Genomic DNA, 13,170 nt, shown 5'->3' with positions numbered 1-13,170 from the left:
GCTAACGCCGTAGCAGGATTTAAGTTCTACGACTATAAGCTACATAGGATATATTTGATGAAAACCTTACTGTTACTGCCCGCCCTGCTTCCTACGCTGGTTTTTGCCGAAACCGCGCAACCCATACAACCCCCCGCCCCGGTATTTTTCGATACGGATCCCGCCGATAACATGCCGTCTGAAAACCTGCCGGAAAGCGATCAACCCGCTCCCCCTGCATTTTCAGACGGCCTTACGCGCGGCAATTCTTTGGAAGCACAGATTAACCGCGCCATGCTTGCCCGCGATTGGCCATCTCTGCCGCCGCTGCTAACGCAATATGAGCAAACACCGGATTACGATACCACGCTCTACCGCTATGCGCTGGGGGCATTACGGCGTTCGCAAATGCGCCATGACGAGGCCGTTTCGCTCTATCGGGACATTCTGGACGAACAGCCCGGTTTGGTTTATCCCCGTTTCGATTTAGGCGTGATGTTGTTTGAAAACAAACAATATCGTGAAGCTGCCGAAGCATTGCAGCAGGCTCAAGCCAAGCTGCCACCCGCCATGCATCGGATTGCCGGACAATATCTGGCTGCCATACAAAAAGCGCAAAGCTGGCAGCCGGACATTTCGCTGCAATACGAGCAAACGGATAACGTCAACAACGCCGCCGACGCGCGCACCATCGACATCAACGGGCAAACTTGGCAGAAAACCGCCGACAGCCTGCCGCAAAGCGTCCGCGGTATCCGCTACGGCTTGGGCATATCGCGTGAGAAAAACCTGCGCGGCAATCATTTTGCGCGTCTCGAAGCACAAGGCAGCGGCGTGCATTATTGGGACAATCAGGAATACAACGAGCAAACACTGCGGCTGGCGGCCGGTTATCGGTTTCAAAACAGCCGCTCCGCTTGGGGCATAATGCCGTTTGCCGAACAAAACTGGCTCGGCGGCGGGCGCTACAGCCGTGTAACGGGCGCGGGCGCAGATTACAGCCGCCGCTTGAACAACCAATGGCGGCTGATGTTCAACGGCGGCCAATATTGGAAACGCTACCAAGATGAGCGTATCGCCGCGCGTTACAACAGCCGCACGCCCTATCTGGGGGCAACGCTGCTGTATGCCGCCACACCCGCTTGGCTGCTCTACGGCGGCTTGGATTGGAATCACGAGCTGACCCGCGAGACCGAACAGGCATCGGTACGCAAAGGATTACGCATCGGCACGGTCAAAACCTTTTCAGACGGCCTCGGCATCCGCGCCAATCTGCGCTACGGCCGCCGCACCTTCGACGCCCCGGGTTTGCTGGTTTATGAATTCAAGCGCAAAGACCATGAATATCAGGCCAATGCCGCACTGTGGCACAATAAAATCCAATGGAAAGGCTTGGTACCGCAACTGAATTTCCGCTATCAGAAAACCGACAGCAACATGAGCGGCTTTTACTCCCGCAAAAATACGCAATGGTTTATGAGCGTGGAGAAGCGGTTTTAAAATTTATAGTTGGAGAAATTACTCTTCGACTATAGTGGATAGCATAGAAAGATATATCGTGAAATTCCTAAAAAGCAGAAATCTTTATTGCCGTCATTAGCTTCGCAAGCCCGCCTTCCATACCAAAAAAGCCGTCTGAAAAATACTTTTCAGACGGCTTTGATTCATCTAATGACTACTTATCATGAATGCCTGCTTAATTCGCCCATTCCTGACGCAGCTTGCGGGTAACGTTCATCATGGCTTGCAGCTGCTCGACGGTTTCTTTCCAACCGCGTGTTTTCAAGCCGCAGTCCGGGTTGACCCACAAACGCTCTACCGGCACCACTTCCGCCGCCTTGCGCAGCAGATGTTCGATTTCCGCTTCGGTCGGCACGCGCGGGCTGTGGATGTCGTATACGCCCGGGCCGATGTCGTTGGGGTATTTGAAGTCGCCGAACGCAGTCAGCAGTTCCATATCCGAGCGCGACGTTTCGATGGTGATTACATCGGCATCCATAGCGGCGATGGCGGGCAGGATGTCGTTAAACTCGGAATAACACATATGGGTGTGGATTTGCGTGCTGTCTTCGCAGCCGGTCGACGACAGGCGGAAGGCTTCGCTCGCCCAAGCCAGGTAGGCATCCCAATCGGCGCGTTTCAGCGGCAGGCCTTCGCGGATGGCGGGTTCGTCAATCTGAATTACTTTGATACCGGCTTTTTCCAAATCCAATACTTCGTCATTCAACGCCAAGGCGATTTGTTTGCACACGGTGGCGCGCGGAATGTCGTTGCGCACGAAAGACCATTGCAGAATCGTTACCGGGCCGGTGAGCATGCCTTTCATCGGGCGTTTGGTCAGGCTTTGCGCGTAGGTTGACCACGCTACGGTCATCGCGTTCGGGCGGCTGACGTCACCGAAGATAATCGGCGGTTTCACGCAGCGGCTGCCGTAGCTTTGTACCCAGCCGTATTGGGTGAAGGCAAAGCCGCTCAACAGCTCGCCGAAATATTCCACCATGTCGTTGCGCTCGGCCTCGCCGTGTACCAACACGTCGATGTCCAGTTTTTCCTGCTCTTCCACCACCAGCGCGATTTCTTTTTTCATCGCCGCTTCGTAGTCGGCCGCACTCAGCTCACCTTTTTTAAACGCGGCGCGGGCTTGGCGGATTTCGGTGGTTTGCGGGAACGAGCCGATGGTTGTGGTCGGCAGCGCGGGCAGGTTCAGCCATGCCTGTTGCGCCTTAATCCGCTCGGCAAACGGCGATTTGCGCCGGTCGGCATCGGCAGGCAGATCCGCCAAGCGTTCGGCCACGTCGGCACGGTGGATTTCGGTGCTGGCCGCACGCGAACCGGCGGCGGCACGGCTGGCGGCCAAATCGGCGGCAACGGCTTCGCGGCCTTGGTTCAACGCAGTTTTCAAAACGCGCAGCTCATCGGTTTTCTGCAGCGTGAATGCCAGCCATGAATACAGATCGGGCTTATCGGCTTTCAGTTTTTCCTCTACCGACAAATCATAAGGCGTGTGCAGCAGCGAGCAGGAGCTGGAAATCCACAAACGCTCGCCCAGTTTCGCTTTCAAAGGCTCCAAAACGGCCAATACTTGCTCGAGGTTGGCGCGCCAGATGTTGCGTCCGTCAATCACACCGGCAGACAAAACTTTGCCGTAGTCGACAAACGCGTCCAGCTGCTCCGGCGCGCGTACCAAATCGATATGGATACCGTCGACCGGCAGGTTTTTCAGACGGCCTGCATGGGCGGCAACCGAACCGAAATAAGTGGACAACAGGATTTTGGCGTCAGCTTGGCTCAAGGCGGCGTAAGCGGTTTCATACGCATCCAGCCATTCTTGCGGCAAATCCACCGCCAGCGCAGGCTCGTCGATTTGAATCCATTCCGCGCCGGCCTCTGCCAAAGCGGTCAGGATGTCAACGTAAACCGGCAGCAGCTTCGGCAGCAAATCCAAACGGTTGAACGCGGCTTGGCCTTTTTCTTTGCCCACCCACAGGAAGGTCAGCGGGCCGACGATGGTCGGTTTGGCATTCAAGCCCAATGCCTTGGCTTCTTGCAGCTGCTGCACATAATGCGCAGCGTTGGCTTTGAATTCGGTGTCGGCGTGGAACTCGGGCACGAGGTAGTGGTAGTTGGTGTCGAACCATTTGGTCATTTCGATGGCGAATTGGTCTTTATTGCCGCGCGCCAGTTGGAAATATTGTTCCAAGGTCAGGTTTTGGCTGTCGAAGCCGAAACGCGCCGGAATCGCGCCGGTCGCCACCTGCAAATCCAAAATGTGGTCGTAAAACGTGAAATCGGCAACGGCAACGAAATCAGCGGCGGCCGCGGCCTGGTGTTTCCAGTTTTTCTCGCGCAAACCTTTGGCCACGTCCAACAGCTCTTGTTCGCCCGCTTCTTTGCGCCAGTATTTTTCCTGGGCAAATTTCAATTCGCGGAATGCGCCCACGCGCGGGAAGCCTGAAAAATGCAAGGTAGTCATATTTATTCTCCTGTTTAATCCATTCAAAGTGAAAAATTTCGGTTGGGGCCGTCTGAAAGTATTTAAGCCCCGTGTAGGTTAGGTTGCAAACCCAATGCCGGAAATCCTAAAGTTTTGTCGGGTTTACAACCCAATCTACCGTGTTACGCCGCATCAGCTTGCGGGCGCACACCCAAAATATGGCAGATGGCATAAGTCAGCTCGCTGCGGTTTAAAGTGTAGAAATGGAAATCCTTCACCCCCTCGCGCGACAACACTTTCACCATATCGCTGGCCACGCTGGCGGCCACCAAGTTTCTTGTACCCTGGTCGTGATCCAAACCCTCATACATCCGCGCCAGCCAGCTCGGAATCTTCACATTGGTCACTTTCGCCATTTTGCCCAATTGCCTGAAATTGGTTACCGGCAAAATGCCCGGTACGATTTCGGCATCAATGCCCACCGTCACGCAGCGGTCGCGGAAGCGCAGATAGCTTTCCACATCAAAGAAAAACTGGGTAATCACATGGCTTGCGCCCGCATCGACTTTGCGTTTCAAATTAATCAAATCGGCCTGCGCGGATTTTGCTTCCGGGTGTACCTCGGGATAAGCGGCCACCGAAATCTCAAAATCGGCCACATCGCGCAGCAAGGCCACCAAATCCGACGCATAAAACGGCTCTTTCGCCTGATAACCCGCCGGTTCGTCGCCGCGCAGGGCGACAATGCGGCGGATACCGCTGTTCCAATAATCCTGTGCAATCCGGCGCAATTCTTCCGGCGTGGCATCAATGCCGGTCAGGTGCGGCGCGGCTTCGATGCCGGTCTGACGCTTGATGTTTTTCACAATATCGTGCGTCCGCGCCCGCTCGCCGGAGTTGGCACCGTAGGTAACGGAAACAAATTTCGGGTTCAACACTTTCAAGCGGTCAACCGAGTTCCAAAACATCGCAGCCATTTGCTCGTTTTTCGGCGGAAAAAATTCAAAAGAGACATTGATATCGCTGCCCAATTCAGCCAAATTATGATTCAGCGCATTAATTTCTTTCGCGTAACTCATGTTTCTCACCCTCTCAAACGGCTTGTTGTCGTGTGTTGAGGCTCATATTATGTCCGCCGAAAATATTAGTCAATTTACAAATTTTACAGATTTATATGAATTTAATTAATTCAAATATCCGCAAGCGAGTAAGAATATTGATAAATTATGATTTGAACTCAAAAAGTTAATAAAAAAGCCGTCTGAAAAATACCTTGATTTTTCAGACGGCCTGTTCATCAATACAGCATAATTTGCGTGATGAAATATTATCCTATCAATATGAATAAAATCGATACAACAGTAAACTCAAATAAGAAATCCACAGCGTTGGCTGCGCCTTGCATCTTCCTTATTTAAATCTACTGTATTCTAAAGGTGGCTGAGCATAGTCGAAGCCGTCTGAATTTTGCTGTAACCCAAACGAGGCTTAGCCTTCGCTCTGCCGCCTGCCACAGCCGCGCCCTAGCGGCGGCGCCATACTGCCTGCATATCCCGCAAAAAGCGCGGCTCGCGTTTGAGCAAGTAAGCCATCAGCGGCAGATTGCCCACGGCCACAATGCCGTAAAGCAGCGTAATGCTGTCAAACAGCATCAGCAGCAGCGCGCTCAATACCGCCGCGCACACCATAAAAATACCGTTTACAATATTGTTCGCCGCCACCGCATGGGCGCGGAAGGTTTCGCTGGAAGCCGTTTGCAGCCAGGTATAAAGCGGCACGGAGAAAAAGCCGCCGAAAAAGCCGATGCAGAGCATGGCCAGCATCACCGGATAAGCATTGCCCTGCGACACAAACCAGCCGATGCCGTTTAAGCCTTCAAAGCGCTGCCCGTGCGTCAGCCACACCAGCAGCAGGCCGCTGATGCTCAAACCCACCGCGCCGGCCGACACCAGCCCCAGCACCAAACGCCCGCGGCTGAGCTTGGCACACAATACCGATCCGGCGGCGATACCGACGGAAAACAGCGCCAGCATCAGGTTAAACACATTATCGTTGCCGCCCAGATGGATTTGGGTAAACGTCGGCAGCTGGGTGGTATAAACCGCGCCGACAAACCAAAACCACGAAATCCCGATAATCGCGGTGAACACAGGCTTTTCCGCCACCGCTTCCCGCATCAGCGCCATCGTGCCTTTGGCGATATTCAGCTGCAGGCGGGTGTGCGGCACTTTCGCGCCGACCCGGGGCATAAACAGGCTGGCCAGCGTACCCGCCGCTGCGAACGCCACCACCACCATGCCCACGATATGCGGCGGAATGCCCGCCACCGCCGTGCCCAAAATCTGGCCGAACAAAATGGCGAGAAACGTACCCGATTCAATCAGACTGTTGCCCATCACCAGCTCTTTATCGTTGAGATAATCCGGCAGCACCGCATACTTGAGCGGGCCGAACAGCGTGGATTGCGCCCCCATGCAAAACAGGCAGAACAATAAAAGCGGCGCGGATTGGATATAAAAGCCGAAAGCCGCCACCGACATCACCACGATTTCCAGCACCTTAATCCAACGCGCCAAAACCGCTTTGTCGAATTTGTTGCTCAGTTGCCCCGAGAGTGCGGAAAACAGAAAATACGGCAAAATAAACAGCAGCGCGCCCACATTCAGCATCTGGCTGGCGGGCAAAATGTCGTTCTGCCCCAGCCCGTAAAAGCTAATCATCACAAACAGCGCGGTTTTAAACACATTGTCGTTGAACGCGCCGAGAAACTGCGTGGCAAACAGCGGCGCAAAACGGCGGCTGGTCGGAAAATTCAAATGGTCTTTTTTCACACTCATCGCGCCTGCTCTTTATCCTTGCCCCGCTGCTCCACGGTGGAATCATCGTCCATCAGAATGCGGTGCGCCGGCCCTTCCAAATCGTCAAACTGGCCGCTTTTGCCCGACCACCAGAAAAAATAGCCGATAATCAGCGCCAGCAGGATGCTCATCGGTATCAGAATAAACAGACTTTCCATCACATGATTCCCGTCAAATCGTTCAGCAGCAGCACCTTGCCCTGCAGCGTCAGATACTCGTTGCGGATGCTGCCGACCGGCGTATCCCCGTCGTAAAGCGTGACACGGTCTTTTTCCACCCGCCACAGCAGCGCCGCCTCCAACGACTGCAACGGCCTCAGCAGCGCAACCGCTTCCTTATCCTGCGGCGCTTCCTCGCTTTGCAGCTTCACCACAAAGCCGCCGCTTTGCGGCCGCTCCGCAGATTCATCGTCGGCCGTCATAATCAAAAAGCCCAAATGGCCGCCTGCCTGCGTATGAATACTGAAATAATGCATCTTTTACTCACTTTTCCTGCCGTCTGAAAAATCGTTTCGCCGCATATCGGGCGGCTTTTTCAGACGGCTTTTTTTAACGAGCAGCCTTACGCCGCTTATTGACACCGATTATTGGTTTTCGCGTATCCAGCCTAGCCAGCGTTCAAACAGCGCGGGATCCAAAGCCGCGATGACCGAGCGTTTGAACACATGCTCCCCGCTCCAAAAGTCATCGCCTTCCAAAGTATCCAGGCAGCCGCCCGCTTCCTCGAAAATCAGCGCGCCCGCCGCATAATCCCACAGCTTCTGCCCGCCGTGCACATACACATCGTAGCGGCCGCAGGCCAGATAGCACCAATCCAGCGTGCTGCTGCCCATGCTGCGTATCGTGCCGAAAGGCGCGAGCGTGTTCATGCGGCTGGAAAGTTTGCCCGAGCGCAGATATTTGATTTCCACGCCCGCGATGGCTTCGTTGAGCTTTTTGTGCACGCGGCGCAGCGGCAGGCGCGTGCCGTTGAGAAACGCCCCTTTGCCGCGTTCCGCCGCAAAACACTCACCGCTCACAGGATTGTAAATCACGCCGAACTGTGCCCGCCCGCCCTGCACATAAGCCACGGAAATCGCAAAATGCGGCAGGCCGTTGACAAAATTATTCGTGCCGTCGATGGGATCGACCACCCACAGCCCCGTTCCATGCTGCTGCCACAAATCGGTCTGCTCCCTGACCGTCATTTCCTCGCCGAGCATGGGGCAGTCGGCAATCAGCGGCAGCGCTGCCGCAAACGCCTGCTGCGCCGCCAAATCCGCCTCGCTGAGCATACTGCCGTCTTCCTTACGGTAGGCCGGCGTATTCAAAAAACGCGGCATCACCTCGGTTTGCGCGATATGGCGCACCACGTTTTGCAGTTGGTGTAACACTTTTCGTCCTCAAATATTGCCATTTCGGCGCAAAAACGCCATCATAGCGGCTGCCCGCCCCGAAGCGCCCCGCGCTCCGACACGGCGGCCGATTTCACCGTTCCCGTGCATTATACGCCAACCGCGACGAAACACTATGCCCCGCTTCTACCTTGACAGCCCGCTTGCCGCCGGCCAAACGCCGGACCTGCCCGACAATGTCGTGCGCCATTTAAACGTCCTGCGCCTGAAACCCGGCGCCGACATCACCCTGTTCAACGGCAACGGCAAAGCCTACCCCGCCCGCTTAACCACCCTGGAAAAACGCCGTGCCGCCGCCGAAATCCTCGGCGAAGACGAGCGCAGCAGCGAATCTCCGCTTGATATCACCCTGGTGCAGTCCGTCTCCAGCGGCGAGCGCATGGATTTCACCCTGCAAAAAAGCGTCGAACTGGGCGTGAACACCATCCAGCCCGTCATCAGCGAGCGCTGCGTCGTCAAGCTGGCGGGCGAGCGTGCCGACAAACGCATTGCCCGCTGGCAGGAAATCGTCATCTCCGCCTGCGAGCAAAGCGGCCGCAACACCGTGCCCCAAGTCCTGCCCCTGCTCCCTTTTCAGACGGCCTTGCAGCAAATGCCGTCTGAAAAAACCAAGCTCCTGATGAGCCTGAACCGCGCCCAAACGCTCAACCGCATCACCCCCGCCCCCGAAGGCCTGATTTTCATGGTCGGCCCCGAAGGCGGCTGGACGGAGCAGGAAGAACAGCAAGCCTTTGCCGCCGGCTTCCAATCCGTCACCCTCGGCAAACGCGTGCTCCGCACCGAAACCGCCGCTCTGGCCGCCATCGCCGCCATGCAGACGCTGTGGGGGGATTTTACGGCGTAACGCCGCTATAGTCGAAGAACTTAATTTCTCCGACTATATATTAATTCTGTATCGATTGTCGGGCGGGGTTGCGACCCCGCCCTGTCTGTTTCGCTTTTTAAACGTTTGTCTATATAAAATGCCGTCTGAAAATGCCGCTCGGGGCGCGTATCAATGATACGCGCCCCGAGCGGCTTCGGCTTGGCAACCACAGATTTTCGGCTGCCTATTGCCGGAACTTACACATGCGGGTTCATCAGATTTTCCGGCGACAAAATCCGGTCCAGCTCGGCTTCGCTCAACAGGCCGCGCTCCAAGACGACTTCGCGCACGCCTTTGCCGGTTTCGGCGCAGATTTTGCCGACGATGTCGCCGTTGTGGTGGCCGATATAAGGATTGAGATACGTTACCAGGCCGATGGAGTTGAACACGTAGCGTTCGCAGATTTCGCGGTTTACCGTAATGCCGCCGACACATTTTTCCGCCAAGTTCACCGCGGCATTGCCCAGCAGCGAAATGGTTTCAAACATACATTGCGCGATGACCGGCTCCATCACGTTGAGCTGGAGCTGGCCGGCTTCGGCGGCGAAGGTGATGGCGGTGTCGTTGCCGATGACTTTGAAGCAGACTTGGTTGACCACTTCGGGAATAACCGGGTTGACTTTGGCCGGCATAATCGACGATCCGGCCTGCATTTCCGGCAGGTTGATTTCTTTCAGGCCGGCGCGCGGGCCGGATGAGAGCAGGCGCAAGTCGTTGCAGATTTTGGAGAGTTTCACGGCGGTGCGCTTCAATGCGCCGTGCACCATTACATAAGCGCCGCAGTCCGAGGTTGCCTCAATCAGGTTGGGCGTGAGCGTGCAAGGCAGGCCGCTGACGGCGGAGAGCTTGTCCACCACCAATGCGGCGTAGCCTTTGGGGGTGTTGACGCCGGTGCCGATGGCGGTGGCGCCGAGGTTGACTTCCAGCAGCAGGGCGCGGGTGCGGTCGAGGTTTTGGATTTCTTCGTCCAGCAAAACTTTAAACGACAAAAATTCCTGCCCCGCCGTCATCGGTACGGCATCCTGAAGCTGGGTGCGCCCCATTTTCAATACGTCTTTAAACTCTTCGGCTTTGCGGGCAAAGGCGTCGCGCAATACGCCCAGTTTTTCCAACAGCTCGCCCACGCTGTAATACACGGCCAGGCGGAAACCGGTCGGATAGGCATCGTTGGTGGACTGGCTGGCGTTGACGTGATCCATCGGGTTTACGATGTCGTAGCGGCCTTTTTCGTGCCCCAGTGCTTCCAAAGCCAGATTGGCGATGACTTCGTTAGTATTCATATTCACCGAAGTGCCCGCGCCGCCCTGGTAAACGTCGGAAGGAAACTGGTCCATGCAGCGGCCTTTAAACAACACTTCGTCGCACGCTTGTTCAATCGCCGCAGCAATTTCAGACGGCACCGCGCCCAATTCGGCATTGGCCTGCGCCGTGGCCTTTTTCACCATCACCATGCTGCGGACAAACAGCGGCACATCGGAAATTTTCTGCGTGGAAATCTTAAAATTCTCCACCGCGCGCAAAGTATGGATGCCCCAATAAGCATCTGCGGGAATTTCACGCTCGCCCAGCAAGTCGTGTTCGATACGGACAGTCATCTTCAGCCTCTGCAATCATCATTTAATAAACGGGCATAACGATAGCCCAGTCTGCCGCACTTGTCTATCGCCGCCGCATGAATTTTCCCGCGCAGACCTGCCCGCACGGCCGTCTCGTATTACTTTACGCCGCATTCCACTATATAATGGCATTTTTTCAGACGGCTTTTTCCATGAGCAGCGATTTCAGCGCATTACTGCACCAAAAAATCAGCAACGCCGACTACCGGCGCATCATCGGCGACAACCTCCCCGACCTAAGCGATAGCGAACAACGGCTGCTGCACGACATCCTGCAGCAATTCGCCTTCGATGTCGTCCAAGCGCAGGCGCTGGCGCAGGCCGTATTACAGCAAATCCGCTTCGACCCCGACGCCTTCCACATCGACAGCGACGACGAAGACATCACCGGCGTCTGCCCCCACTGCATCAACCCGCCCATGCCGCCCCTGCGCGACTATCTCGCCTGGCGCGAAAAGCGCGGCTGACAAACCATTCAACACACAGGCCGTCTGAAAACCCAAGCGGAACCGAAACAAGGCAAAAAATATAGCTAGGGGGCTAGAACAAAGACGATTTGAACAATTAGGTGGGTTAAACGGTACAGCTAATAAACAGAATCCAGTTGGTATAAAAAATAGTCGGAGAACCGATTATTTAGATGCTGCGGATAAACATTTAAAAGCAAATGGAAGGATTTGTTAAGGAGATTTAATGGGAAAATTCCATACTAGAAAGAAAGGGGAGGCCATCATCTTCAAATTAAAAGAGAATATGTATACTATAGCTCAACGCTTAGAAGGGCAAATTGTACGTTTTTTTGATATCGTCAAGAAAGATATGGAGTTTGATAACTTAGATTTAAACAATATATCCATCCTCTTTGAGGTAATGGTTGCTACAACTTTTGTTGAATCAAAATTTGCCGTTGGTAAACCTAAAAATGTAAAACCTAATACTAGATCATATGTTCATTATTGGATTTCACCATATACTTCAATGGATGATAATTATAAAGGAGTGAATGGTTCGTTTCCTTTTTTGGGCGGGAAATTAGTTGATTTTAGCAATGAATATTTCTACGAGGCAGATGCTCCTATTGTTAAAGCTAACTTAGATGTTACTAACGATAGAGATTTAATTGAAAAATACGAATTAACTAATATGTGGGGAGAGGCTATTATAGAGCGTTTGGTTAGATATTTTGAGACTGGTATTGACCGAGATGATCTTAAATTTGAAGTATTTCCTCTGTTATGGGATGACAAAGAAAAATTTAGACCATTGACAAGTAGATTACCTTTACCTTTGAGATAATGTTTTTTCAAAAAGTAATTACGGTCGAGGTGAGAAAAATTAAAGTCATTTAGATGAGAGTTATTTGGCATAAAATACCATTTAAAATGGTGATTTTTCATCCTTTTATTCTTCAATCATTTATTGGAAGCATTCTTTTAGAATAGGTAGCATTTTTGCTAAAATAAATAAAACCATGTTACAAACCGACAACCTGACCGCCCAGCAGCCGCAGCGCATCATCAGCGCCCAAAGCGTCTCCGCCCAAGAAGAGCTGCTGGAGCGCGCCCTGCGCCCGAAAACCCTGAGCGACTACATCGGCCAAACCAAAGCCAAAGAGCAGCTCGCCATCTTTATCCAAGCCGCCAGAAAGCGCGGCGAAGCGCTCGACCACACCCTGCTCTTCGGCCCGCCCGGGCTCGGCAAAACCACGCTGGCGCACATCATCGCCAAAGAGCTGGGCGTCAACCTGCGCCAAACCAGCGGCCCCGTATTGGAACGCGCCGGCGACCTGGCCGCCCTGCTGACCAACCTCGAGCCGCACGACGTTTTGTTTATCGACGAAATCCACCGCCTCAGCCCCGTAGTAGAAGAAATCCTCTACCCCGCGATGGAAGACTACCAGCTCGACATCATGATCGGCGAAGGCCCCGCCGCCCGCTCCGTCAAAATCGACCTGCCGCCCTTCACCCTGATCGGTGCCACCACCCGCGCCGGCATGCTCACCAACCCGCTGCGCGACCGCTTCGGCATCGTCGCCCGCCTGGAATTTTACGAAACTGCCGACCTCGCCACCATCGTCGCCCGCTCCGCCCAGCTCTTACAACTGGAAATGGGCGCCGAAGGCGCGCAGGAAGTCGCCAAGCGCAGCCGCGGCACACCCCGCATCGCCAACCGCCTGCTGCGCCGCGTGCGCGATTACGCCGAAGTCAAAAACAACGGCTTTATCGATGCCGCCACCGCCGACGCCGCCCTCGGCATGCTCGACGTCGATGCCTGCGGCCTGGACGTGATGGACCGCAAATTTCTCGAAGCCATACTGCACAAATTCAGCGGCGGCCCCGTCGGCCTCGAAAACGTCGCCGCCGCCATCGGCGAATCCACCGACACCATCGAAGACGTTATCGAACCCTACTTAATCCAGCAAGGCTTCCTGCAGCGCACCCCCCGCGGCCGCACCGCCACCGAACGCGCCTACCGGCATTTCGGTCTGAAACAGGAGAAATAAAGTGTAAGAAATCCTAGCGTTG

General features: G+C 54.5%; 12 protein-coding genes. 5 read left to right on the top strand and 7 right to left on the bottom strand.

Annotated elements, in window-relative coordinates:
* Positions 1-57 precede the first annotated feature (57 nt).
* Entirely contained in the window at positions 58-1,479 is a 1,422-nt protein-coding gene (locus BDE01S_RS03445; RefSeq protein WP_066077464.1) for a surface lipoprotein assembly modifier, read from the top strand.
* Positions 1,480-1,675: 196 nt separating this feature from the next.
* On the opposite strand, the gene metE is transcribed toward BDE01S_RS03445, so the two are convergent.
* From metE to BDE01S_RS03415, 6 genes are all read right to left on the bottom strand, one after another.
* Positions 1,676-3,952 (bottom strand): 5-methyltetrahydropteroyltriglutamate--homocysteine S-methyltransferase, encoded by a 2,277-nt coding sequence (gene metE, locus BDE01S_RS03440; RefSeq protein ID WP_066077463.1) that lies wholly within the window; start codon positions 3,950-3,952, stop codon positions 1,676-1,678.
* Between the two features lie 143 nt (positions 3,953-4,095).
* On the bottom strand, positions 4,096-4,992 hold the full coding sequence (gene metF, locus BDE01S_RS03435) for a methylenetetrahydrofolate reductase (RefSeq protein ID WP_066077460.1): 897 nt from the start codon (positions 4,990-4,992) through the stop codon (positions 4,096-4,098).
* 444 nt (positions 4,993-5,436) lie between these two features.
* A complete protein-coding gene (locus BDE01S_RS03430) occupies positions 5,437-6,750 on the bottom strand; it encodes an MFS transporter (protein WP_066077458.1) in 1,314 nt (437 codons plus the stop codon).
* The gene (gene ccoS / locus BDE01S_RS03425; protein WP_066077455.1) at positions 6,747-6,929 is read right to left on the bottom strand and encodes a cbb3-type cytochrome oxidase assembly protein CcoS; all 183 of its coding nucleotides are present in this window, start codon (positions 6,927-6,929) and stop codon (positions 6,747-6,749) included. The genes BDE01S_RS03430 and ccoS overlap by 4 nt, the downstream gene beginning before the upstream one ends.
* Positions 6,929-7,246 (bottom strand): HLGFF motif protein, encoded by a 318-nt coding sequence (locus BDE01S_RS03420; RefSeq protein ID WP_066077454.1) that lies wholly within the window; start codon positions 7,244-7,246, stop codon positions 6,929-6,931. Before BDE01S_RS03420 ends, ccoS begins: the two co-directional genes overlap by 1 nt.
* Positions 7,247-7,354: 108 nt before the next feature.
* Positions 7,355-8,143 carry an inositol monophosphatase family protein gene (locus BDE01S_RS03415; protein ID WP_066077451.1) on the bottom strand — a complete coding sequence of 263 codons (789 nt, stop codon included), beginning with the start codon at positions 8,141-8,143 and terminating at the stop codon, positions 7,355-7,357.
* A gap of 136 nt (positions 8,144-8,279) precedes the next feature.
* Here BDE01S_RS03415 and BDE01S_RS03410 point away from each other — a divergent pair, with 136 nt between their 5' ends.
* On the top strand, positions 8,280-9,008 hold the full coding sequence (locus BDE01S_RS03410; RefSeq protein ID WP_066077448.1) for a 16S rRNA (uracil(1498)-N(3))-methyltransferase: 729 nt from the start codon (positions 8,280-8,282) through the stop codon (positions 9,006-9,008).
* Positions 9,009-9,226: 218 nt separating this feature from the next.
* Here BDE01S_RS03410 and aspA read toward each other — a convergent pair whose 3' ends face one another.
* On the bottom strand, positions 9,227-10,624 hold the full coding sequence (gene aspA / locus BDE01S_RS03405; protein ID WP_066077445.1) for an aspartate ammonia-lyase: 1,398 nt from the start codon (positions 10,622-10,624) through the stop codon (positions 9,227-9,229).
* Between the two features lie 173 nt (positions 10,625-10,797).
* On the opposite strand from aspA, the gene BDE01S_RS03400 reads away from it, so the two are divergent.
* From BDE01S_RS03400 to ruvB, 3 genes are all read left to right on the top strand, one after another.
* Entirely contained in the window at positions 10,798-11,112 is a 315-nt protein-coding gene (locus tag BDE01S_RS03400; protein WP_066077443.1) for a hypothetical protein, read from the top strand.
* A 226-nt stretch (positions 11,113-11,338) separates the two neighbouring features.
* Positions 11,339-11,941 (top strand): DUF8309 domain-containing protein, encoded by a 603-nt coding sequence (locus BDE01S_RS03395; RefSeq protein ID WP_082790409.1) that lies wholly within the window; start codon positions 11,339-11,341, stop codon positions 11,939-11,941.
* A gap of 175 nt (positions 11,942-12,116) precedes the next feature.
* On the top strand, positions 12,117-13,148 hold the full coding sequence (gene ruvB / locus BDE01S_RS03390; RefSeq protein WP_066077442.1) for a Holliday junction branch migration DNA helicase RuvB: 1,032 nt from the start codon (positions 12,117-12,119) through the stop codon (positions 13,146-13,148).
* Positions 13,149-13,170: the final 22 nt, after the last annotated feature.

It is taken from the genome of Bergeriella denitrificans NBRC 102155 (assembly GCF_001592185.1).
Classification (GTDB): Bacteria; Pseudomonadota; Gammaproteobacteria; order Burkholderiales; family Neisseriaceae; genus Neisseria; species Neisseria denitrificans.
This window is presented reverse-complemented; position numbering and strand designations above follow the sequence as displayed.